At 62.5% G+C, this 24685-nt stretch carries 15 protein-coding genes; 2 read left to right on the top strand and 13 right to left on the bottom strand.

From position 1 onward, the window contains the following. Positions 1-174 precede the first annotated feature (174 nt). Entirely contained in the window at positions 175-14151 is a 13977-nt protein-coding gene (locus tag RB548_RS04185; RefSeq protein ID WP_331373778.1) for a PLxRFG domain-containing protein, read from the top strand. An 82-nt stretch (positions 14152-14233) separates the two neighbouring features. Continuing rightward, positions 14234-14608, top strand: coding sequence for a hypothetical protein (locus RB548_RS04180; protein WP_331373777.1), 375 nt, complete (start codon positions 14234-14236; stop codon positions 14606-14608). A gap of 11 nt (positions 14609-14619) precedes the next feature. Here RB548_RS04180 and RB548_RS04175 read toward each other — a convergent pair whose 3' ends face one another. The 13 genes from RB548_RS04175 to RB548_RS04115 are packed head-to-tail and all read right to left on the bottom strand — an operon-like array spanning position 14620 to position 24623. After that, positions 14620-16035, bottom strand: coding sequence for a hypothetical protein (locus RB548_RS04175; protein WP_331373776.1), 1416 nt, complete (start codon positions 16033-16035; stop codon positions 14620-14622). Next, positions 16035-17177, bottom strand: coding sequence for a tail fiber domain-containing protein (locus RB548_RS04170; protein WP_331373775.1), 1143 nt, complete (start codon positions 17175-17177; stop codon positions 16035-16037). The genes RB548_RS04175 and RB548_RS04170 overlap by 1 nt, the downstream gene beginning before the upstream one ends. Before the next feature lie 45 nt (positions 17178-17222). After that, positions 17223-17675: a GNAT family N-acetyltransferase gene (locus RB548_RS04165; protein ID WP_331373774.1), complete on the bottom strand. Its 453-nt coding sequence runs from the start codon at positions 17673-17675 to the stop codon at positions 17223-17225. Beyond that, a complete protein-coding gene (locus RB548_RS04160; protein ID WP_331373773.1) occupies positions 17672-17929 on the bottom strand; it encodes a hypothetical protein in 258 nt (85 codons plus the stop codon). Before RB548_RS04160 ends, RB548_RS04165 begins: the two co-directional genes overlap by 4 nt. 1 nt (position 17930) lies before the next feature. Beyond that, positions 17931-19691, bottom strand: a complete 1761-nt coding sequence (locus RB548_RS04155; protein WP_331373772.1) for a hypothetical protein — start codon at positions 19689-19691, stop codon at positions 17931-17933. Between the two features lie 12 nt (positions 19692-19703). Next, entirely contained in the window at positions 19704-20186 is a 483-nt protein-coding gene (locus RB548_RS04150; protein ID WP_331373771.1) for a hypothetical protein, read from the bottom strand. Continuing rightward, positions 20187-21497, bottom strand: a complete 1311-nt coding sequence (locus tag RB548_RS04145; RefSeq protein WP_331373770.1) for a hypothetical protein — start codon at positions 21495-21497, stop codon at positions 20187-20189. Next, the gene (locus RB548_RS04140; protein WP_331373769.1) at positions 21497-21775 is read right to left on the bottom strand and encodes a phage fiber-tail adaptor protein; all 279 of its coding nucleotides are present in this window, start codon (positions 21773-21775) and stop codon (positions 21497-21499) included. The genes RB548_RS04145 and RB548_RS04140 overlap by 1 nt, the downstream gene beginning before the upstream one ends. Continuing rightward, the gene (locus RB548_RS04135) at positions 21772-22281 is read right to left on the bottom strand and encodes a hypothetical protein (protein ID WP_331373768.1); all 510 of its coding nucleotides are present in this window, start codon (positions 22279-22281) and stop codon (positions 21772-21774) included. Before RB548_RS04135 ends, RB548_RS04140 begins: the two co-directional genes overlap by 4 nt. 1 nt (position 22282) lies before the next feature. Next, on the bottom strand, positions 22283-22699 hold the full coding sequence (locus tag RB548_RS04130) for a phage tail fiber protein (RefSeq protein ID WP_331373767.1): 417 nt from the start codon (positions 22697-22699) through the stop codon (positions 22283-22285). Beyond that, the gene (locus tag RB548_RS04125; protein WP_331373766.1) at positions 22699-23322 is read right to left on the bottom strand and encodes a phage adaptor protein; all 624 of its coding nucleotides are present in this window, start codon (positions 23320-23322) and stop codon (positions 22699-22701) included. Before RB548_RS04125 ends, RB548_RS04130 begins: the two co-directional genes overlap by 1 nt. A 2-nt stretch (positions 23323-23324) precedes the next feature. Next, a complete protein-coding gene (locus RB548_RS04120) occupies positions 23325-24029 on the bottom strand; it encodes a phage adaptor protein (RefSeq protein ID WP_331373765.1) in 705 nt (234 codons plus the stop codon). Between the two features lie 3 nt (positions 24030-24032). Next, positions 24033-24623 (bottom strand): hypothetical protein, encoded by a 591-nt coding sequence (locus RB548_RS04115; RefSeq protein ID WP_331373764.1) that lies wholly within the window; start codon positions 24621-24623, stop codon positions 24033-24035. Positions 24624-24685: the final 62 nt, after the last annotated feature.

Below are 24685 nucleotides of genomic sequence, written 5' to 3'. Positions count from 1 at the left end.
GAAGGGGTGGCCGATGGGGCCGGGAGTAGCTAACCCGGTTGCTATGAAGCCACCCCAATTTACTGCAAAGCCCGCCAACGGAAACGCTTGGCGGGCTTTGTTTTTGCCGGCACTCGAATTATAACGGCGGTGTCGTTCCGCGCATGAGTGCGGTCTCTGAATGGAGCACCGCGCATGCCGATCGTCATTGGGCTCGATACCGATATCGAGTGGAGCAATCCCCTCAACCTTTCCAGCGGCGCCAAGTCCGGTTTCGGGCTGGATGGCGAGACCCGATCGACGCCAGCGGTAGACGTGCCCGAACAGGAAAAGCGCCGCGAGGCGGAGAAGCCGTTTGACGCGGTCATGACCGAGCACGCGGGGCCAACAGACATCCGGCAAGGCATCATCGAGACCGCCGCCGAGCTCGGCATTGATCCCGAAGACCTCGCAACCGCGATTTCCTACGAGACGGCAGGAACCTTCAACCCGACGAAAGCCGGGCCGAGAACGCAATGGGGGCGCCATCGTGGCTTGATCCAGTTCGGAGAGCCGCAGGCCGCACGCTATGGCGTCGATTGGAATGACCCCGTCGGCTCGCAGCTCGGCGCAGGCGGCGCCGTCGCCAACTACCTCAAGGATGCCGGCGTTAAGCCGGGCATGGGGCTGCTCGATATCTATTCCGCCATCAATGCGGGCCGTGTCGGCAAGTACGACGCCAGCGACGCGGGCAACGGCGGGGCGCCGGGCACCGTCCGCGACAAAGTCGAGCAGCAGATGCACGGTCACCGGGCGAAGGCGCGCGGATTGCTCGGCGGCGGCAGCGCCGAGGAAAGCGGCGGAATTGTCATCGACGAGAATTTCACGTCAAGCAATCCGGCGTTCATGCAGGAAGCGAAGGCGATTGGCGAGCAGAAGGTCGCCGCGGCGGCAGAAGCGCAAGCCGCGGCCGAGCGGGAGAAGATCGCTGTCCGCGATCAGGCCGACAACGCTCGCGTCGATTCCGCGCAGCAGGCACTCGAAACGAGTGATCCCGGGCGGTACCAGGTGTTGGACGAGGCCGAGCTTCCGGCATGGAAGCAGCGTTGGGAAGAAGAGAACCGGTCGAGCGGCGTGCTCGGCGACCTTGGCCGCATTCTTGGCGCGGGCAATGCCCGTCTCGGTCTCGCCACGCGTGAAGCCGTCGGCATGATCCCCGGTATCGGCCCGACCGTGGTCAATACTCTCGACGCGATCGATACGTGGGTGACGGGTAAGCCTACCGAGCAACGCCTCGAGGAATACGCCACCACGGCTGATGCCAGCGTCACGCCTCGCCAGCAGGAAGCCGACGCCAAGAAGTGGTGGAACGCCGAAAGCGGGACGTTCGGCCCGGCGTGGTCCGATCCGCGCAGCTATCTCCGTGGCGTTGGTGAATCGGCCCCCGGCACCATCATCACCATGCTCCCGGGCGGCGTCCTCGCCCGCGCGACCTATCTGCGCATGCTGGCAGGCGGTGCCGAGGCAGCAACAGCCGCTGCAGCCGCGGCAAAGACCGCAACCATTGCCGGCGCCGTGTCGGAAGGCATGCTGGCCGGCGGCGAATCCTCGCGCGGCGTCCGTGAGCGCATCGCCGCTATCCCGCGCGAGCAGCTCCTGCAGTCGGAAGCAGTGCGCGACATGGTCGAGGGCGGTATGTCCGAGGGCGATGCTGTCAAGGCAGTGACCCAGGACGCGGCGACGCAGGCTTTCATCATCGCAGGTGTGACGACGGGCGCTTTCGGCGGTATGGGCGATAGGACCCTTGCGAAGATCCTCGCAGAGGGCGTCGGTGGCAATGTTGCGCAGCGCATCCTCCGCAGCACCGCCCGCGGCGCGTTTGCCGAGGGCGTGCTTGAAGAGCTGCCGCAGGGCGTCACTCAAACCATGGCGGAAAACCTCGCCGTCAAGCAGGTGAACCCGTCGCAGAGCATCACCGAAGGCGTTGAGGAAGCTGCAGCGGCCGGTCTCGCGACCGGTGGCGCAATGGGCGCTGGCATGGGTGGCGCCGGCGGCGCTGTTAGCCGTGCGCCGGCGCATGCAATCGACGCCAACCCCCAGCCGACGGCAGAGCCGGAGCCGCGTGGCCCGCTCGGTCGCGCGGTAAGGCACTCGCAGGAGAAGGCCGAAGAACGGGCAGTGCGGACCATGCCCGACCAGCCGGCAGCAGCAACAGCGGCCCCTGCCCTAGCTCCGGTACCGCAGGACGGTCGCCCGGAGATCGGCGCGACCGTGCGTGTCGATGCCGGAGGCATGGACCCGATCCTTGGTAGCATCGAGGGGTACGAAGGCGACGAGGCTGTTGTCGTCGATGGCGGCACGGGCGAACTCTACCAGGTGCCCATCGGCAACGTGACGAAGATCGCCGATTCGGTAGATCAGCAGGCTGCAGCGTTGCGCCAGGCACAGGCGGAGCCGCCGGTCCGCGACGTCCTGCCCGAGGAATCGAGCGACGAGGCCTTGAAGCCGCTTGAGCCGAGGGCAGCCGAGACCACGACGGAAATCCCGCCTGCCAGCGAGCAGAAGCCCGCGACCGAGAAGCGGCCGACGCGTCCGGACCCCGGTCAGCGCGTCATTGTCGAAGCCGAGGACGGCAAGCGCTTCCCCGCCCGGATCGAGACCTATCAGGAAGATGGCAACGAGGCCGTTGTCATCGATGATCAGGGCAACCCCTATCAGGTGCCCGTAGAGCAGCTTTCCGTCAGCGGGCTTACGCCGCAGCAGGTCGAGAAACAGGAGCTCGAACGCAATCCACCGATCGAGCGCGAACCGGCCGATGCCGGACCGAACAGCCGCCGCGTTGGTCCGCGCACCGTTGTCCTGCCCGACGAGAAGCACGCGCACCTCTATGATCTTGCTCGCGAGCAGCTCATCGCCAAGAAGCTTGGCGGCACGTCACAGGTGGACATGGCATCCGTCCTGCCGGCGGAGCGCAAGCGGCTGGCTGACGAGTTCGGCATATCGGTCGATGACATCGCTACGTTGGCTGATGACTACCGGTACCGCGTCGAGCGCGCGTCGAAAGAGGCCAAATCCGCCCTTCCGGTGAAGATGCATCAGGTCAACGAGCGCCTGTTAAAGCAGCGCCAGGCGGCGCGGGCCAAGCAGGCACCGGAGGCCCCAGCGGTCAAGGATGACGCCGGCCAGTGGTGGGACGTCGAACTGACCGCCGCCGGCCGCAAGCAGGTGCTCGAAATGTCTGGCGTGAAGCGCAACGAGCGCGTCATGTGGCAGCACCTCACCCCAAACATCCAGAAGAAGCTTCTCGCGACCCGGGATGAAGGCACTGCACCTGCCGCGGGCGATAGCGCCGGCAATCAGATCGTCGAGATGTCCGGAAGTGAAGCGGCCAAGCCCGCACCGCCGACGTTCGACTCAGAGGGCGACGATACAGAAGCTCGTAAGGCGGAATGGCAAAGCAGACAGTCCGTTGCGTCCATCCATAAGGAAATGGCGAAGCGTGTCTCGCCGGGCGAGTTCGCCCGCCGCGTTGCACAGAGCAGGGACAGCCAGGAGTCGGCCATCATCGAGCCCGGCGGCAAGCTCCTGGTGCTCAACGCGACCTCTAACCCCAATGGCGATCATGCGGAGTTCTTCGGCAGGCTGTTCGAGACCGGCGAAGTGCCTTTGCAAAATCACGGCTACATCCGCATATCGAGCTTTGGGAAGCAGATCGGAGCGGACGCACACGGCACCATCTCGGAAGCAGCAGCGGCCACGTTGCAGGCTGTGCGGACATCAGCCACCCGTGAAGGCCTTAACTACCTGCGTGAGGCTGGCGACGCAGCTGTGACCGTGGACGAGGCGGCGAACGAAGCCGCAACCTCTCCGACCAACGACCTGCCGGAGCCGACACAGGCGCAGAAAGAGGCCGGCAACTACAAGGTGGGGCGCATCCGCCTCGGTGGCCTCGATATCTCGATCGAGAACCCAGCCGGTTCCGAGCGCAAGGGCACGAGCCCATCCGGCAAGCCGTGGTCCGTCACGATGAAAAGCCACTACGGCTACATCAGGGGCACCGTCGGCCGTGACAAGGACCATATCGACGTGTTCGTGAAGCCGGGCACGGAAACGCTCGACGGCTCTTCCAACGTCTACGTCGTCGATCAGCGCGACCCCGCACGGGGCCGATTCGACGAGCACAAGGTCATGTTCGGCTATGGCAGCGAGGATGAGGCTCGCGCCGCCTACATGGAAAACTATACCAGCGGCTGGAAGGGACTTGGCGCGATCAGCGAGACCACCCTGGACGGCTTCAAGACTTGGCTCGAATCCGGCAAGACGCAAGAACCGTTCGCGCCGAAATGGTTCGGCACACGCGAGAAGGCCGAGGCCCATGTCGCCAACGAAAAGCTCGGCGCCACGCATGAGGTGATCGAGAACGGCAAGCGTTTCGAAATCCGCGAAAAATCTGCAAATCCGACGAAAGATATTCAAAAACAATTCAGCGAGCCCGCGACAGAGGTCAAAGCCGAACCCCCGAAGGTCGAGAAGCCCGAGCCGAAGAAAGGCGCCCAACGCCGCGACTACACCGATCTCATGCGCGACCTGCGCCAAGGACTCGAGTCGTGGGCGGAGCAAGGCGGCAATACCCTGCTTGAAGGCAAGCTGGCTCTGGCAGAACGACTGCAGGAGCTCACGGACGAGGAATGGGTGAAGGTCGAACGGTTCTTCCATCGCGACATGGAGCCCGGCGTCACCCTGGAGCCAGAGAAGGGCATGCAAGCGATCGAGGACGGACTTGCGTCCTCGCCGGCCGCAGAGCCACAGCGCAAGCCCAAGGCTAAGGCCGAACCCAAGCCGAAACTGCCCGTCACGGCCAACACTGTGTTCACGGAGGATGCGGCGGAGAAGGCGCGCGCCCTGCTTCGTCGGAAGCTGTCCGGCAGCACGCTCAACAGCGGCATTGACCCCGAGATACTGCAGGCCGGCATCACCCTCGCCGGCTATCATATCGAGAAGGGCGCGCGCACGTTCGCGGCCTACGCCAAGGCGATGCTTGCGGACCTTGGCGACGACGTGCGCCCCTACTTGAAGTCGTGGTACATGGGGGTCAAATATGATCCACGTGCTGCCGCGTTTGAGGGCATGTCCAGTGCCGCAGAAGTCGAGACCACCGACGTCGCGGCCATCAGTGCCGAAGAAGGAACCACGGAAGATGTTTCTGCAGAACTGGATCAATCTCGGTCGGGAGCACTGGAAAGAGCATCTGCCGAACAAGTACCGAGAGCTGAAGAAGGCGGGCCTTCTGGAGCAGGCGCTGGCCGACGCAGCCGAGCAGACGTATCAGGCAGCGGATCAGCTCGAGCAGCAGGGCGTGAAGCCGGACGAGGCGTGGCAGCAGGTCAGGGAGACCTACTTGCTGCTGCCGCCGGAGACGCCAGAGAGGTAAGTGCCGGCAGCGTCGCCAGTTCACGCACCGCCGATCGCCTTCGCGACATCCAATCGGCAGCCACCCCGGCGCAACAGCGGCCGACGGACTATGTCATCACCGATGCGGACGAGCTCGGGGAAGGCGGCGCCAAGGCCAAGTTCCGGGGCAACGTTGAAGCAATCCGACTGTTGCGGAAGCTGGACGAGGAAAAGCGCCCGGCCACGCGCAGCGAACAGAGCGTGCTCGCCAAATGGGTGGGCTGGGGCGGACTGCGCAATGCCTTCTATCGCGAGGGCGGCGAGGTTGCGAAGGGATGGGAGCGGGAAGCGGCCGAACTGAAACAGCTTCTCGATTCGACTGAATACGCATCTGCCGAATCCTCAACGCGCAATGCCCACTACACTGCGCAACAGGTGGTTTCCGCCGTGTGGGATATTGCCCGGCGGCTCGGCTTCAAGGGCGGCCAGGTGCTGGAACCGTCCGTCGGTGCCGGCAACTTCCTCGGTCTGATGCCCGGTGAGCTGCGCGAGGGCGCGGCCATCACTGGCGTCGAACTGGATCATATCACAGGCGGCATCGCCAAGAACCTGTACCCGGGCGCCAATGTTCAAGCGCCGATGGGCTTTGAGAAGCTGACCGTACCGAACGACTATTTCGACCTTGCCATCGGCAACCCGCCGTTTGGCTCCGAAAAGCTCTACGACAAGCAGCGCCGGCACCTCAACAAGTTCTCGATCCATAACTTCTTCTTCGCGAAGTCTGTCGAGGCGCTGCGCCCGGGTGGCGTGCTGGCGATGGTGGTGACAAACCGCTTCCTCGATGGGACCAACGCCGCAGCGCGGGAGCACATCGCCAAGACGGCCGACCTGGTGGGCGCGATCCGGCTGCCGAACAACGCCTTCCTGAAAAACGCCGGGACCGAGGTTACGACGGATATCGTGATCCTTCGAAAAAGACTCGAGGGAGACAAGCCGGAGACGTCCTGGACGAAGGTTGGCGAGTGGAAGGGCAAGGACGGCAAGGCTGTCCCGCTCAACCAGTATTTCCTCGACAAGCCGGAAATGATGCTGGGCGACTTCGGCGCCTACGGCACCATGTACGGGCCCGACGAACCGGCACTGGTTGCGCGTGAAGGCGAGAACCTGCCGAAGGCGCTCGAAAAGGCGATTCGCGCGCTGCCGCAGAATGTCATGGCTGAACCCGGCGCCGCGGTGGTGCCGGAAACGGTCAACGTGCCCGAAACCGTGGCCGACGTGCAGGTGGGCACCGCGTTCCTCGCGCCGGATGGCGAGGTGCATCTTCGTATGCCCGATCACCTCGGGCAGCCGGTCTCCCAGGTCCTCGAATATCCGAGCGAAGCCGCCAAGGCGCGCGTGCAGGGCATGATCCGTGTCCGCGACGCCTTCGCGAAACTCCGCCGGGCCCAGATCGACGAGAAGGCGAGCGACGCGCAAATCGAGAACCTGCGCAAGCGGCTGAACACGCTCTACGACGGTTTTGTCGCCAAGCAAGGGCCGATCAATTCGGACGCCAATAAGCGGCTGTTCCGTGATGATCCGACATGGCCGCAGATCAGCGCCCTCGAACAAGGATTCGACAAGGGCGTCAGTTCCACCGTCGCCAAGAAGACGGGCGAGGCAGCTCGAGCTCCGAGCGCGCAGAAGGCGGCGATCTTCACCAAGAGAACGCAGCAGCCTTACAGCCGTGTCACGAGCGTTGGCAGTGCCAAGGATGCACTGGCTGCATCGCTCAACGACTTCGGCCGCATCAACCTCGATGCCATGTCGTTCCTCTACGGCAAGCCCGCCGAGGCTATTGTCGAGGAATTGGGGCCGCTGGTCTACAAGACGCCATCCGGTGCCTATGAGACCGCCGCCGCCTACCTCTCCGGCAACGTCAAGCAGAAGCTCGCCGAGGCGGAGCGTGCCGCCGAGCAGGATCCGGACTTCCGTCGCAACATCGCCGCACTTCGCGATGTGCAGCCGGCGGACATCGAGGCCGTTGACATCGATGTGAAGCCAGGCGCTCCGTGGGTGCCCGCGAAGCATGTCGAAGACTTCGTGATGCACATCACGGAGAGCGGCGACCGCGGCAAGGCGTACTATTCCCGGGCCAACGCAAAGTGGGCCATCGACGTTCCCCGGGCGAGCCCGGCAGCCTCGACGCTATACGGTACCGATCGCGCCAGCGTCGACGCCGTGCTCCACGCTGTTCTGAACGGCCAGAGTATCACCATCTACGATCGGTACAGCGACGGGAAGACGGAGGTTAATCAGCCTGCGACGGAGGCGGCTAACGAGAAGGCCGCGCGCGTCAAGGCCGAGTGGGACAAGTGGCTGTGGCAGGACGATGCCCGTCGCGAGGAACTCGTCCGGCTCTACAACGACACGTTCAACACCGACGTTCTTCGCAAGTTTGACGGCTCGCACCTCACGCTTCCGGGCAAGGTTGGCGATGACATCATCGAGCTCCGCCCTCACCAGAAGTCGTTCATCTGGCGCCGGCTGCAAGGCGGCACCGCCCTCGCCGATCATACCGTCGGTGCCGGCAAGACGTTCGCCGCCATCGCATCCATCATGGAAAAGCGCCGCATCGGGCAGGCGCGCAAGCCCATGGTTGTCGTGCCGAACCACCTGGTAGGCCAGTGGGCGACGGATTTCGTGAAGCTCTATCCCGGCGCCAAGGTGCTGGCAGCGACCAAACGGGACTTCGAGAAGGAGAACCGCAAGCGGCTGTTCGCCCGCATCGCGACCGGTGATTGGGACGCTGTCATCGTCGCCCACTCGTCCTTCGGCCGCATCGGCATGAACCCTGAGTATGAGGCCCGGTTCATCCAGGAGCAGATGGATGATCTTGAGGCTTCCATCGCTGAACTCCGCCGCGAGACCGGCCAGAAAAGCCGGAACGTCGCGCAGCTCACCAAATGGCGCGACAATCTCAAGGCCAAGATGGAGAAGCTGCTCGACGCCGGGAAGAAGGACGATGGTCTGACCTTCGACGAGCTCGGCATCGACGACATCACGGTCGACGAGGCGCACGAGTTCAAGAACCTCGCCTATTCCACCTCCATGCAGCGTGTCGCCGGCCTCGGCAACGCTGCCGGCAGCCAGCGCGCGGCCGACCTCTACATGAAGACGCAGTTCGTGCTGGAAAAGACCGGCGGGAACAACGTCGCGTTCCTTACCGGAACGCCGCTCAGCAATACCATGGCCGAGATGTATACCATGCAGCGGTATCTCGACCGGAAGTCACTGACGGACCTTGGCATCGCGCATTTCGATGCATGGGCGAAGGTGTTTGGCGAAGTCGTCACCGATTGGGAACTGTCACCGTCGGGCCAATACAAGCTGAATTCCAGGTTCGCCAAGTTCGTCAACGTCCCCGAGCTGATGCAGCGCTACCTGTCCTTCGCCGACGTCATCACCAACGATGACATCAAGGCGCAGATGAAGGCCTTGGGCCGGACTATGCCGCTGCCGAAGGTCAAGGGCGGCAAGCCGACCATCGTTGTCGTCGAACGCTCCCCGGATCAGGCGAAATACATCGGCGAAGGCCGGGCCGACGATGCCGGGAACCTGATCTATCCCCAAGGATCGATCGTCTGGCGCGCCGAAAACTTGCCGAAAAAGGCGGAAAAGGGCGCGGACAACATGCTGAAAGTCATGTCGGACGCGCGAAAGGCGGCGCTCGACATGCGCCTCGTCGATTCCGGCTATGGCGACTATCGCCGCTCCAAGGTGCACCGGGCAGCCGACGAGATGGTTCGCATCTATAGGAAATGGACCGACAAGCGCGGCACGCAGCTTGTGTTCATCGACCTGTCCACGCCGAAGAAGGCCATGGCAGCTGAACAGGCCAGGCTGCGCGACCTGATCGCCAAGGCCGAGGACGGTGACGAGGCAGCGCAGGAAGCCTTGGACAAAATGTCGCCCGATGACTTCCTCGCGCTGCAGAGCCCGTTCTCGGTCTATGACGATCTTCGCCAGAAGCTCATCGACCGCGGTATTCCCGAGAGCGAAATCGCCTTCATCCATGACGCCAACACCGAGGCACAGAAGGAGGAACTGTTCGGCAAGGTCCGGTCGGGGAAAATCCGCTTCCTGTTCGGCTCGACGGCGAAAATGGGCGCGGGAACCAACGTGCAGAACCGCCTTGTGGGCCTGCACCATCTCGACGCGCCGTGGCGTCCGTCCGACCTCGAACAGCGCGACGGCCGCGGCATCCGCCAGGGCAACGAGCTTTATGCCGAGGATCCGGAAGGATTCGAGATCGAGATCATGCGCTATGCCACCGAGAACACGCTGGATGCGCGTCAGTGGCAGACGATCGAGGCAAAGGCGAAGTTCATTGAGCAAATCCGCAAGGGCGACCTCAAGAAGCGCGATATCGAGGATATCGGCGGCGAGGCAGCCAACGCGGCCGAGATGAAAGCCGCGGCGTCGGGCAATCCCCTCATCCTTGAGGAAATGGAGACCCGGCGCAAATTGCAGCAGCTCGAACGCCAGGCGTCGGAACACGATCGCGAACAGCACCGCATCAAGCGCCGTATCCGCTCGCTTGACGAGGAAGCGCAGTCGCTGCGTGATCGCCTGCCGGAAGTCGAGGCCGACGCTGGCCGGGCACAGGCGATCGAAGGCAAGCCTTTCTCGGCGACGATCAAGGGCGAATCCTTTGACAAGCACAAGGAGTTCGGTGCCGCCATCATTGCAGCGATCCGCAAGGATCTGATCGACAAGGCGGGCGAGACCGAGATCGGCGACTACGCCACCTTCAAGATTTCGATCGAGCACATGCACTCCCGCCAGTTCGACATCACGTTGACCGGCGACCGCGACTACCATGTCAGCGTCGAGGATGCGGCCGATATGGACCCGACGGGCACGGCCATGCGCATCGTCAACACGATCAAGGGGCTTGCCCGCGTGCCGGCCACCGACAAGGAGCGTATCGCCGAGATCGAGAAGCAGACCCCTGCCCTCGAAAAGCAGATCGCCGCGTGGACCGGTCAGCAGGAACTCGACGAGACTGCGGCCCGGCATCGCCGCCTGGTGGATGCGCTCAAGCCGAAACCGAAGCCTGCCCCGGGGCAGACGGCAGAGGTCACCGCAGATGTTTCGCCCGAAGCGGCGCCGGCAAAGCAGGACAAGCGGCCGGACCCGACCATGTCGGGCGCGGATGGAACCCTGCGCTCGTTGGGCGCGCCTGACCTGAAGAAGGGCGTTCCGCTGCGCGACGCGGCGATTGAGCGCGTCACCGAGGACGGATTGCGAACCGGCCACGAATACCTGCTGGCGATCGATGACGACGCCTCCGTGGTCGAGTACGGCACGGCGGGCGACAAGGCCAACACCGGCATGAACAACAAACTGCTGGCCGCGATGGCGAACCCCGACCGCAAGGTTGTCGTGTACCACAACCATCCGAGCAATGGCCCCCTCAGTTCGGCCGACATCGGGTTTCTTGTCTATCCCGGCCTCTATTCGATCTGGGCGGCAGGCCACGATGGCCGAGTCACCCGCGCGTCACTGACGGCAGCAGCAAGGGACGCGCTGTCCAGCGCAACGCCGGACCTTGCTGCACTGACCATGGCAAAGCTGAAGAACGCCATGATCGGTGTCGAATACGCACTCCAAGGCTTCCTGCAGTCGCGGCTCGATAGCCGGGCGATCACCGTCGAGGAAGCCACCGAGGCCCACGGCGTCGGCAAGTTGATGGCTGCAGATCGTGCAAACGTCATAGACTTCACCACAAACACCCCTTACGGTGCTGCCGCGATCCCGGGTTTTGAAGCCGTGATCGATACAGCCGCCGAGAAATTGGCTGGAGAAATCTTCAATGGGCCAAAAAATACAGGTAAGCGGTCCGATCGACGCGCCGAGCCCCTTCGACACGCTGCAGAAGTGGCGCGAACACCTGTTGCGGTTAAACCAGATGCCGGCAGGCGATCCGACACGAGCGGCCTCGCTGAAACAAGCGCGCCAGATTATCAAGCAAAAGGTCGAGGCCGAGAAACGCTCAAAAGCGTAACCGAGGCCCGCATCGTCGAGGATCTTCGCGGCAAGCTCACCGACCTTCAGCCCGCCATCCTCAAAACCATTCCCCTCAACTATTTCACCGAGCTCGCCCGGCCCAACATGAAGGCCGTGGGCGAGTATCTCCGCGTCAAGCGCATGATGGATGCCTTCCGGGGCACCAAGCATGCCGAGGCAGACGCGATCGGGCAGGAATGGCTGAAATACACCCGGCTCGGCTTCATGGGGAAGGACAAGGCGAAGGCCCAGGCGCTCGCCGACCTCATGCACGACGCCACGCTGTCCGGTATCGACCCGTCTAAGGTTGACGCGGAGACCAAGGGGATGGCCGGATATGAGGTGCTGCGGAAGGCATACACCAGTCTGCCGCCAAAAGGCCGAGAGCTGTTCAACAGGGTCCGTGACGCTTACTGGGAGCAGACCGAGGAACTGGACGAAATCCTGCTCGATAATGTTCGCAAGGCGCAGGAAATCGCCCTCCGGCAGGCCGAGGAACGCTACAAGCGGACGCTGCAGCAGATCAAGGATGCTGGCCTTACCGGTGTCGACAAGAGGAATGCCGAGGAAGACGCAGCCAGCGCCTATCGCTCCGCGACAACGAAGGGCCAGTGGGCGGCGAAAGCAAGGCTTACCCGCATGCGTATCGCCTTTGAGGCGAGCCGCGTGCAGGGACCGTACTTCCCGCTCGGCCGCTTTGGCCGGTATTTCGCGACGGTGCGCGACATCGACGGGAAGGTTCTCAGCTTCTCCAAGTTCGAGACCGTCGCCGATCGCGACAGGGCGGTGCGCCAGATACGGAAGGACCTCCCCAACGCCAAGTTTGAAGTTGGCGTGATGGAAGCCGGCAGTGACCTCCGCCGCGCCATGGACCCCCGCATTGTTGCCGAGATCGAGGAACTTCTTGGCGGTTCCGGCGTCAGTCCGGAGTTGATGGATCACGTGTGGCAGCGATACCTCGAGTCGATGCCGGACCTCTCCGCCCGCAAACGGTTCATCCACCGCAAGGGCACGGCCGGCTTTACGGGTGACGCGCTGCGGGTGTTCTCGTCACACATGTTCCATGCCGCCCACCAGATGGCGCGCGTGAAATTCGGCCTCGAGCTCCAGGAGCTCGTGAACCAGACCTTCGACCAGGCGAAGGAGGCCGACGATCCGACCCGCGCCATGACGCTCGCCAACGAACTGTCGAAGCGTCACGACTGGGTCATGAATCCGACCGGGAGCAAGGTTGCGCAGACGATGACGAGCACGGCGTTCGTTTGGTTCCTCGCCGCCTCGCCTGCTTCCGCGATGGTCAACATGACACAAACTGTCATGCTCGGGCTGCCGGTGCTCGGCGCCCGATTCGGCGGGCTTCTCAAGGCTGGAAGGGCGCTCGCCCAAGCGTCCCGCGATTCCGTCGCGGGCCGTGGGTCGATCGTCAATGCCAACCTCAAGGAAGACGAGAAGAAGGCGATTTCTGCCTTTTACCAGTCCGGTTTGATCGACCGCACGCAGAGCCACGATCTTGCCGGCGTCGGCGAGACCGGTGTCGAGTATTCCCCGCTCCGGGCAAGGATCATGGGCGTCATCTCGTGGGCGTTCCACCGTGCCGAGGTGTGGAACCGTGAAGTGACGGCGCTGGCGGCCTACCGCCTGGCGCGTGCTGCCGGCCAGAACCAGTCGGAGGCGATCGACACCGCGCACGAGCTCACGTGGAAGACGCACTTCGACTATTCGAACTCTTCGCGCCCGACACTGCTACAGAACGACTTTGCCAAGGTCGCGCTGGTGTTCCGCCAGCACAACATCAACATGCTCTATCGCGTCTTCCGCGATATCCATCAGGCGGTGAAGGGCGAGACGCCGGCAGCTCGGCGCGAAGCGCGGTACCAGGTCGCCGGCATCACCGGCATGATGGCGCTCATGTCGGGCGTGTCTGGCGTGATGGGCTACAGCCTCGCCATGGCCCTTGCCGGCATGATCCTCGGCGATGACGATGATCCGATGGGCTTCGAACAGAGGTTCCGGGCGAACATCGTCGATATTCTTGGCCCCCAGCTCGGCGGCATCGTCCTCAATGGCGCTCCCGGGCACTATCTCGGCATCGACCTCACGTCGCGCATCGGTATGCCGGACCTGTGGTTCCGCTCGCCCTCGCGCGAGCTTCAAGGCAAGGACGAGTACCAGTATTGGCTGTCGCAGTCCCTCGGCGCCACGGTGTCGCTTGGAGAGCAGTTCTACCGGGGCTTCAACGTCATCACCGACGAGGGCGACGTCGCCCGCGGACTCGAGATGATGGCTCCGAAGGCTGTGCGCGACCTGATGAAGGCATACCGCTACGCCGACGAGGGCGTAACCTCGCTCCGTGGCGATGAGATCGTGCCGCAGGACGAGATCGGCATTTCGAACATCATCGCCCAGGCGCTTGGCTTCACGCCGGCAGAGGTCGCAGAGACATGGGATCGAAACTCGGCCCTGAAGGACGCGGAGAGCCGTGTGAAGCAGAAGCGCCAGCGCCTCATCACCCGATTTGCAATGGCGGCGCTCGCGAAGGACAAGGAAGCCATGTCCGAGGCGGTCGATGGCATCAAGCGGTTCAACGCGGTCAAGGTCAACGCACCGGTGGCGATCACGAAAGAGACACTGCAGCGTTCGATCAAGACCCGGGCGGGCATCTCGGCCAAGCGTCAGGACGGTGTTCTGATCAGCAATGAGGCGCTCGGCAAGGAATTGCGCGAGCGGCTGGCCGATCCCATCTACAGATAGGAACGGCCAGCCGCTTTAAGCTAATGGAAGCTAATGGCGGCTACAGGTGGTACATCCGCAGATCAGCCCATGAGGGGGGAACATGAAGATCAAGCTCGCGGCGATGCTGATCGCCGCTCTGTCGCTATCCGCCTGCCAGACCAAGCCCTATGACGAGATGACCGAGGCGGAGCAGAAGAAGATGGCCGCGGAGGTGGCGCAGCGGTGCATCAGGCAAGGTCACACAAAGGTTTCTGCCGCCGCGCAAGAATGCCTGCGGAGAGAAGCCACCAAAGAGGTTGAACTGCGAGATACAAACAGGGAAAACGCGAAGCGGTTCGCACAGGCCATGGGTCAGGGATTTAGTGCCTATGGTAGCAGCATGTCCCAGGGCTATGACTTCTCGCCGACCCGACGGCCAGTCAATTGCACGTCGAGCACTTACACGGGGAACCCGATCTACACGACGTGCTACTGATAGTGGACGGCTTAACGGCCGAGTCCGATCACTCCGCCGCTCCGCTTGTTCACGATGGCCTGCTTCACCGAGGCGGGCCATTGTTCTTCCGAGATCCCGTTAGCGAGCAACTCCTGCACGATGCGATCGACAGGAACGCCCTCACGCGCCGCCGCGTCTGCGGCAGCCACCTGGTACTCCATGTTTTCCTGACGGCGCAGTCCGTCGCTCTTGCGGGACCGATCTTTACCGCCTCGAGGTGCTTCCGCTGCGCGCGGATCTTCGCGTTTCGGTGCTTCTTGCCGGCCTGAGAGGATATTCATCTCGCGGATGACGCCTTGTCCGATCCGGTCGATGATCCCCGGCTCGCTCGTGTCCTTTTCCGGCGGTTTGTTCGGCCCCTGTACCGGCCGTGTCGCCACCCTCTGCCCCGTCACCGTGTCGACGATCGCCTTGCGGCCGGACGGTGCCGCAGGACTCGAGTCCTGCGCGGGCGCGTCGGCGGTGCCCCCAGCGGCGAGGCCGGGAGCGACAGGCGCAGCACGGGTTGGCGATGGCGTGCCGCTGCCGCCGCGCTGAAGCTGGAGTTCTTCGGCGATCAGCTTTTCCTTTTGGTCCGCAGGCAGATCATCGAACTTCTGTTCGTCACCGGCGAGGCCTCCGTCCAAGCGCTTGCGCAGGTTGGTGATCGCATCACCACGAAGCTTCTCGTCGCCAAGGCCGACTTCCTTGTCGATTTGCTTCTTCGTCCGGTAGTCGGCGAGTTCCTGCTGGCGCTTCGTCTCGGCTTGCGAGGCGGTAACCTGGCTCTCCCATGCGGCTTCCGGATTGAGGAACGTCGCAATCGTCTTCTGGAGCTCGGAGGTCTGAATGTCTTGCGTGATTTCCTTGCCGTCGGGGTCCTTGAGCCAGACGCGATAGCCCATCAGCGTTCCGTCCGGCTTCACGATCTTGTCGTGCTTCTGCACCTCGTAGCCATGGGCGATGTAGCCTTGGGTCTGGCCCGCCTTGATAGCGTCGTCGAGCGCCCCCGCACCGTCGCCGGTCTGCGCCTTCAACATGGCCGATTTGAACAGTTTCGCCCCGGTTTTGGCATCGGCGGTATCCGCCCACTTCTGCACCTTGTCGGCGTTGTCGACGTCGCCATTCGCAAGATAAGTGTTTTTCAGCACAGGGACCGTGTGCTTCGCGAACCAATCGTCGCTGTCTTCCGGCTTCGCAGTTCCCGAGTCAACCGCCGCTTCGAACTCGTTCTGCGACTTGGTGACTGCATCCTCGATCGCCGTACGCTGCTTTTCCGTCCGCGCGAACGCTGCGTCCTCGCGCTCGTCGAGCACCTTCTGGCGCTCGTAGCGCTGCTTCACCAAGTCGGCTTTCTCTCTATCGAGCTTCATGTCCTGGGCCTTGTTGTAGCCCTCCATGAAACCACCGAGACCGATACCAAGCATTACGCAGCCCTCCGTTGTTTTTTCTTCGGCGCCGGGGCAGCATCACCCAGCCCGATCGCGTCAATGATCCCCTCGACCTTCTTGTCCAGGTCCTGCACCGCCTTCATGGTGATGCCGATCGCGTCTTGAGGAAGAATGCTCTTGCCATCGCCGCGGCCGGTTTCCCGCTGGAAGTCCTGCGCATAGGTGCCTACGTGGTGGCCTGCGTCCTCGACGCCTTCCTTGTAGTCCCATTCTTCGACCGGCATGTTTTTGACAGCTTCCAGCGCTTCGCCTTCGGGGATTTCCTCTTTGTTCTCTTTCAGGTTCTCGTCCGAGGTCCACGGCATGGCGCCGACCACGGTGCCAAGGAAATTGCCGATACCGGCGGCGTTTTTGGCGGCGATTTCCTGCTCGGCCTTCCATGCATCCAACTGCAGACCGTACTCCGTGTTGAGCGTCGAACCCATCCCGGCATAGCCCTGCATGGCACCCTGGAAGCCCTGCCCCATGATGTTCGTCGATGCGAGATACTGGCCGTTGGTGGCTTGGCTGCCTGAGAGTGCTGTCGCACCGGCTGAAACGCTGCCGCCAGCGCTCCCGGCGGCTTGCGCCGGCAGCCCGCGGCCCATGTTGGCGACGTCGGCTTTCAGCGCCAAGCCCTTGTCCCTGACGGCCTGACGTGCGCCGTTGGCTGCTCCGGCTTCCGCCAGCGTTGCGGCCATGTCACTCGATGCCTGGACACCGGCGAACCTGCCGGAACCCGGGGTGACGCCCATGGACGCATTTGCGCGTTCGCTCGCCGCCCGTTGGTTCGCGGCGGCGGTCTGCACATCGGCGCGCGCCTCGGCTGCCGCTTCGGACTGCCGGTCCTCGGTGGCGTAGTTCGTCGCCTCTTTAATGAAATCGTCTTCGATCGGCTTAAAGGTCTTCTCGTACCGATCGCGATCCTTGCGCGCCCAATCGGCCTGATCGGTGGCAAGGCCAAGCTGCTGCTCCGTAACCTTCTTCGTGAGCGCGTCGAGCTCTTTCTGACGGTCGGTAGACACCTTGAAGGCGTCTTGCGCGAACGTCAGCCACTTTTCGCCCGTTTCTGCCTGCTTAAGCGCCGCGAGACCGATATTCGGATCCGGCGAGGGAGCGTCGGAACTGCCTTTGCTCATGGTGTCACCCCTTGATTGAGGTCACACTCATGCGCGACGCTTCGGTTATACCTGCGTCCGGCCGGTTTTTCCAGCGAATCGCTCTGGCAGCCAGCGACACTCGCTGCGCAGCATTCCGTACATGATCAGGTCCTCGCCCTCGTGCCCCGCCTGGCGCATCACACCCTCGCGCGTGAAGCCGAAGCTGTCATTGAAGCGGATCGCGTTCGCATTGTTCACCGAGACGAAGGAGTTGAGACGAGGATAGCCAAGCTGGATGAATGGATAGGCAAAGACCCTGATGATGTACTCGCGGGTGATCCACTGTCTGCCGCCGTCGGACGCTACACTTACCCAGCAGCCGGTTGTTGTGAAGGCGTCAAAGACTACGACGCCGTGAAGGCCAAGATCAGAGCGGATGCCGATCGCCTTCGCGTCGGCCCGGAATTTACAGCCCGGTATCCGGCTCTCCGCCCACGCCACCATCTCGTCGTGTGGTTCGTAGACGACTTCCTTCATCGAATGATCCTGTCTCGCAGCACCTGGGCGATGACGGTGATCCGGGTGTGGATTTCGAGGATATCGCCGCGAAGCGAATTGAAATCCGCCGCGGTCGGCGCGGCCGAAACCTCCGATGTCTGAAACTGCTCAATCTGCAAGAGCTCGGCAAGGTCCTCGATCCGCACCGCCGCCTGATCGCGAGAGCGGGGGCGTTCGCCTGCGAGGATTTCGAGCGTTTCGATTGCTTTGCTCTGGTCGAACCTCTGAACCATATCAAACCACCTGTTTCAGCTCTTCGACGCTGCCCGCCATGACGATCTGCGCGATCTGCGTGTTCGTCGACACATCGACTTCCCATTGCCGCGCCTTGAGCCCTGCCTTGATGCGGACGATGCGATCCGTGGTCGAGAGCGTCTGGATCAGCTTGCCATCGGCATAGATGCCGATCGTGATCGATGTGGCGTCCGCAGCGGTCGGCTCAGGAGGCACAGGCTCAAGGGCGTCGCCGGCGAACTCATATTGGTTGAGATACTTGGCGTTGATATCGCCACCGAGATCGCCAGTCGCGAAGATTGCAGCGTTGGCTGCTATGATTGCGTCCCGTTCTGCTTGAAGCGCCTCAAGCTCTTCCAGGACGATGTCCCGGCCCCGATCGACGAGGATCGCCCCCATCGACGTTGGTCTTGTGGTGATGAACTCTTTGCTGCGCCAATAGAGGGTATGCGGCGCCCCGATCGGAGGGTCGAAGCGCTGTACCGCCGCGCTGCTCGGGGCCTTGAAGTAGAGGCCGGTATCGGCAACATCGAAATAGACCGCTGAGGCGATCGCCGATGTTCTGACGAGGAACGGCTGGCCGTTGACATAGATGAACAGCGCGCCAGCCAGGCGGTCCCCGTTACTGTCGATGTTGTCGTAGAACAGCATATAGATGCCATTGATCTGGCCGCCGACGATCGTGCTCGGAGAGAGGGCGAGCCAGTCTTTGCGGCTCATCATCTGTTCAGTGACGAGATTGATCGAGCCATCACCGCGTACGGCCACCAGACCGTCGTTGCTCGCGTAGCAGACGGCGTGGCCGAGATCGGCAATTGAGCGCGCGTTGATGCAGGGCAGGTTCGCCTCGAGCTTCTGCGATTGCATCGAGTCGGGATGACTGCCCGACATCAAGTAGGGTTGCGCCTTCGTCATTACCACAAGGATGCCGCCAAGCGATGCGAGCCCCACCACGTCGGAATCGACGCTCATGATGTACTTTTCCGGCCAGGCATGAGGGCGCCACGGCTCGCAGAAATAGACATCGCGGCCGACGAATGCGGCCATCATCCCGTTCGGCATGCTGACGAGGCCGGCAAGCGTGTCCGGCGGCTCGGTCCAATCCGCAGAAGGCAACGCCTCCTGAAACTGGTCAACGGCAATGTTGTCTGTGAAGTCGCTGGTGGAAGCGGTGCGCTCCGCTATCAGGTAGAGATACGTGCCGCTGCGGCCGGTCTGGCTGCGGTAGATGCGCTGCTGCGTGATTGACCGGCCCGAAGGAGTGGCCGCGAAGCCGGAAAGCGTGACGGTCTGTCCCGGCTTCCAATTGACGATGTTGCTCGCCGGCGCTGGTGCCGATTCCTCGCCGAAGGATGTTACCCAAGTGTAGACATAGGTCCGGCTCTGCGTGTCGCCCGATCCGGAGCCGGAAAGGGTGGCCGTCAGGGCTCCGGTCGGGCGGCTGACCTTGAGATTGTAGTTTGTGCTGCTTACCCTGACCTTCGGGACGCCGTCGCCGGTGAAATAGAGCCTGTCCTGAGCGACAGCCCCGGGAACGGCATTAACGGTGCCGGCCCACGAAAGCCAGGTGCCGAGGTGCCGGTAGATTGTGGTATGGGTCGCGTTAGAAATCGTGCCCGCTGCCGTCGGCTTGTTGATCGGCGTCAGCCCGCCGTCATTGAGCCGCACGTCCTGTGCCGCCTTCGCCGACGTATCCGGCAGGAGTCGCGGCAGGATGAGCGGACGTTCGCCGGCAAAGGCGGAGATTTTCAGCGCGACCATGGCCGATCCTTGTTAGAGAGAAAGCGCTGCGGTCCACATCGCGTCGATTTCAAGCTCATCGAGCCCGAGAGCCCCGCCAACGGTCGCGATCAGCGGATGCGTACGGTTGAACGTCGTCGCGTATTCCCACTCGACTCGAGCGATTTCCTTGGCGGTTCCCTCTGGCATAGCGTCGATGACGGCGCTCACCTGTGCCGGCGTGAAGCTGTTGTTTATCAGCCCAAGCCGAAGTTGACGTGCGCTTAGCGGCGGCATCTCTGCGCGAACTTGCTCCGGCGTCAGAGGGACGTGGGGCGCAATCGGGAAGTCCGGATTTTCGTCCAACCAAGCACGTATTGTCGGATTGACCCCGAACGGATCGTCGGGCCGGCTGCAATAGTCCGTATCATATGTGTTCTCATCAAGGTCAGTGATGTTGCAGTTGACGATGAAAACACCGGTCTCTGCCGTTGCGGTGACGCTTGCGACAGAGTTGAGAGATGTCGTGACGGTCATTTAGGCCACCCTTTGAAATATTTGATAAGATTCACCAGCGGTGCCTCGCGAACGCCACGTTCCCGCTATCGTTGCTCCCGATCCCGAGATAGCGTACTGGTGGGAACTACCATCCCAAAGGCGCACAGTTTGCGCTGGCGTCGCGTTACGGTTGGCGTAGGAGGCATTGATATAAACCGCGAGAATGTGGCCGAGAGGAAACGAAACATCATTCGCGCCGGAGCCGGTATAATATTTCGCTATATCATAGGTATCGATGTTTCCGGTGTGCAGTACCTTGTACTCTGTGCCGTTAACATACCATTCGAGGCTATCAACTCCGCCTGAGTTCAGCAGCGTCAGACCCGTATCCCCGCCGGTGGCGATGTCATTGATGATACGCATGCCAGAGTTGACGCCGGTGCCGTCATTGGCAATGATATACCCGACGCGCGCAAGGTTTCGATAGAACGAAATATAGGGATCGACTGTCGTCGACGTAGACGTCGCATTGAGGCGAATGCACTCGGAAGTTCCGGTTAGGAACAACTGCGACATGTAGCCGATCTTCGTGTCCTGCTCGAATCGCAGGGTCTCGGTGTACGTCGAACCGTCAGAGGAGCCGTCGATGTAAAAGTTGTTTGCATCGACCCGTATCCGGGCGTCATACGCACTCGTCGTCGTATCCTTCAGCGTGATGATGGGAGCGGTGTTCGTGATCGTGAGATTGGTCGTGAAAGAGGCGTAGGCCTCCGTGATCAGCCGCGACGCGTACAGGTAGCCGGCTGCGGTATCATTCCGCAATTCAAGTGGATATGGTGTCTCATACGAACCGTCGTCGGCGCGGTCAGTGAGAACATAGAAATTGTTAGCATTGACGAAGAGCCAGAAGTCATCCGCGCCCGTGTCCGTATCTTGCAGATACACCCTCGGCGACGTGCCGCTGATCGTGATCTGGTTCCCTTCGAATGTAGCGGTAGCGCTAAAGGTCTGCGCCTGGCTCCATGTATTCGCGGCCGTCAAGCCGGCCTTATAGAGCTCGTTTGCCGCGGCCACCGTAAGCCGCAGATCGACACGGGCGCCAGAAGCGAAGGACTTCGCTGTCGTTCCTTCCTGGGCGCGGGTGACGGTAAGCGTGCCGCTGCTGCGCGCCGTGCACTTCATGATTTCCATGTTGCCGGCGCTGTCGACCACGGTAATCGGGAACCAGTCCCCACCCGTCGGTGACGGGAACTTCGATGCATCGGCGGATTGGATCGAAATGCTGGTGACCGAAGTGTTGATCGACGCGGCAAGCGTGCTGGTCGCGTTGTTGCTCAGAAGGACAGCCATCAGTGGCACTCCCGGATCTTGAGGTTAAAGCAGAACTCTTTGGTGCGACCCTGCTCGGTCGTCGCAATCGTAGTCACGAGGCTCGTTTCTCCATCGGCGCCGCCTGAAAGCCAGACCCTTGCGAGGCTGTCCCCGAAGTCGGTTCGATCCACAACCGCGGTCCCGCCCTCGATCGTGCTCGTTGCGTTGATGATCCGGTCCGAGTCCTTGAGCCAGCGGGTGAAATCGATATCGAAGTCGAGCACGTCGGCGGGGGCCTTCTGCATCACGTCTGTCACGGCATGTCTCCACCTGTGGCCGGAGCGATCATCGGCGCTGCCGGGCGGCTAATCGACATGGTGCGAGCAGCGGGCGGCAGGTGCATTGTCCTCGGCTGATGGACGCGCATCACTCGCTTGATCTCGGTCAGGGCCATGTAGCGAAGGGCAAGGCGCAGGGTTCCCGGCGCGTCTGCAGCATCGGCGGAGATCATCCGGACGCGGCGCGTGACTTTCGCCTGCTCGGAAATGCCAACCTCGTCGATTGACGGCAGAACCAGTCTCCGGGTTACTTTCGCTGTGCCAGAGAACGATGCTGTGCCAGCCAAGCGAAATCCGCGAATGACGAGACGCGCTGTGGCGGTCGTGCCTACGACATCAGCGGAACGAGCATCGACGCGACGCCTGAGCTTGGCCGTCCCGTTGAAGGTGACCGTGTCGGCACCCGCTGCCTCCTGAACGAAGTTGCCTCCATTCAGCGCAAAGCCATTTATCGATGCGCCATCAAGAACGCCGCGGCTGAACATATTAGGCTACCGAGAGATCGAGGTCGCCGGGATAGGTGATGGCCTCGTCGTCGGGTTGCAACGTCTTGGATGCGGTCAGTGAACCAGTCCAAAGGCAGTTTCCGGCGGTCGCCGCATCCCAAATTGCGAAATGCGTGACCGTCAACGTGCCGGCGCCGTTGTAGTTGGCGAAAAGCAACTCCAGCAGATTTTCCGTAGCCTTCGCCGTCGAAGCGAGGAAGCCGCTGGCGACGGCGCCGCCCTGTGCCGGGTCCTGGCGTGCGTAGGACGGCCATTGAACGGTGGTGACTTCGTTCGCGCCAGTGTTCCCGGGCGCTGCGGTATGGAGAGAAACGTAAACGCGCGCCGGGGCAGTAAAGGCAACCCCGCGCAGTAGTAGGTTGATCACCGCGTTCGCTGCATAGGTGCTGAGTGCCATTACAAGTAACTCCCTTTTGTGCGCAGACGCGCGCCCTGCTGCCCTTTCGCGGCGCGAATGGCCTCAGTGCCGAGGCATGCGTTGAACTCTGTGAGAAGCGCCTGACCGAAGGCAGCGTTTTCGTTGCCCGGCAGCAGAAGAACGCGACCAGCGGCGCCTTTGCCAATCTCGACTCCCCATTGATCGAGGAGGAATTTGGGCAGCGTCAGCGCCGACAGGGACGGCTTTAGCACCAAGCGCATGGTGAGAAAGCCAGATTGCTTCGGTACGACCGAGACAGTGTTCGGCGCGGTCTGAGTGATGTAGCGCGCCGTACCCGTGTCGGTCGTTGTTTCCCAACCCGGCTCGTTGTCATCGAGCCAAGCAACCGTCTGCGGTTTGAGTGGCGTGCCGTCCAGCTCGGCGCGCTGGATCAGGATGATTTCCGCATCGCTGACCGTGCTTACCGCCTCGCCGTCCGGCGCGATGACTGTCATGCTTTCGCTTTCGCGCCATGCCTGCGTGCGGTCGCAAAACTCTCTGGCAGCCTCACGGATGAAGCGGTAGGCAACGATATCAGAGCAGTTCGGAGCGTGGAGCAGGACCTGCGGCAGAAAGTCGTCGATGTCGGTCATCGCTACCATGATCAGCGCCTCCTGTTCGGATTGTTGGCGCCTTCGACCTGCACCTTGATCCCGACCGCCGCGGCGAAAAGCTGGTAGTGACTCTGTGCCTTGACCGTGTCCGCCGCGGTGTCATCCTTGGAGTGGCACCGGTAGAGTACGTAGTCGAGCAGCGGGACGCTGTAGGGCTCCGGCAAGCCGACGTCGATCGCCCAGGACTCGAGCAGCTCCGCATCTGCCCCTTCGGCGAGCGTCACCGGCGTCGGCACGTATGAAAACGCCACTTCGACGATGCCGGTACCGTCATTGCCCGGATAGACATAGAACTCGGTCGGAACTTGTTCGTCGAAGACGACTTGCCGGGCTTCCTTCCGATAGGGCACGTAGGAACGGTTATGCCAGTTCGGCTCCTGGGCGTCGATCTGGTCGCGCGCGGCTGTCCGGATCGCCCGCAAGCCAAGCCGGGGCGTGGCGGTTGATGCGAGGTTGCGATTGACCCCGAGAAGCTGGATGGGGGCTTTGCCGTCAATGTCGGCAGGAAGCGCCTGGCGCGTCCCCTGCCCGAGCTGCAGCGCAGCCGTCATTGAAGCGGCAGAAGGCTTCGCCAACACAATCGCCTTGACGCCCTCGTTGATCCAACCGGCCAGCTCGGCGAGCGTCCAACGGATGTGGTCCTCGTCCAGAAGCTGGATCGCAGCCAGCGCCATCAACTCGCTCGCCTTTGGCATGGTTTACTTCCTGCGGCGGTTGTTCTGCTGTTGATCGGCCAGCTGTGCGGCAGCCGTTGCGGCAGGCTCTCCGCCCGGTGCCTCTTCGCCGCCGAGGCCGAGAGTGATCTGCTGAACCTCGCCCTGCTCGCCTTCGCCTCCCTCTTGGCCTTCTTCGCCTCCGGTCTGCTCGCCCTGCTGGGCTTCGCCCTGCGAATCTTCGTTACCGGTATTGGTGACGTTGCTAGCCGAGGACTGAGCGGCAATCGCAGCTTCGATCTCCTCCGCCGTGCTGCGCGATGCATAGCCATCTGGCGGGTAGTTCACGGCCTGATAGCCAGCGGCGACGTATTGTTCCACCGTAGGTCCATCATCGCGCAGGGCTTCCCCGCCGGTCTGGCCACCAAGCCCAAGATCGGACTGAGGCAGCAGTTCCGGAACGTCAGGAACAGCCTTGTAGTGGATCACCGACAGAAGGCATTCGCGGTGCCGGATGTTGTGGACTTCGGCGACGAAGCGCCCATAGGCGTCGCGGCTGAACTGGTAATCAGTGCCCATGACGGACGTTTCGGCGTAGCCGGCGGTGCATTCGATGAGTTGCTGTGTGTCGCTCAAGTCTCTTCTCCTGAATAAAAGGGGGCGCGCGGCCCCCTCTGTCTGCAACGGTGCAAACTTAT

Source organism: Sinorhizobium chiapasense, from assembly GCF_036488675.1.
GTDB classification, from domain to species: Bacteria; Pseudomonadota; Alphaproteobacteria; order Rhizobiales; family Rhizobiaceae; genus Sinorhizobium; species Sinorhizobium chiapasense.
The sequence above is the reverse complement of the archived record's forward strand: the minus strand, read 5'-3'. Positions and strand labels throughout refer to the sequence as shown.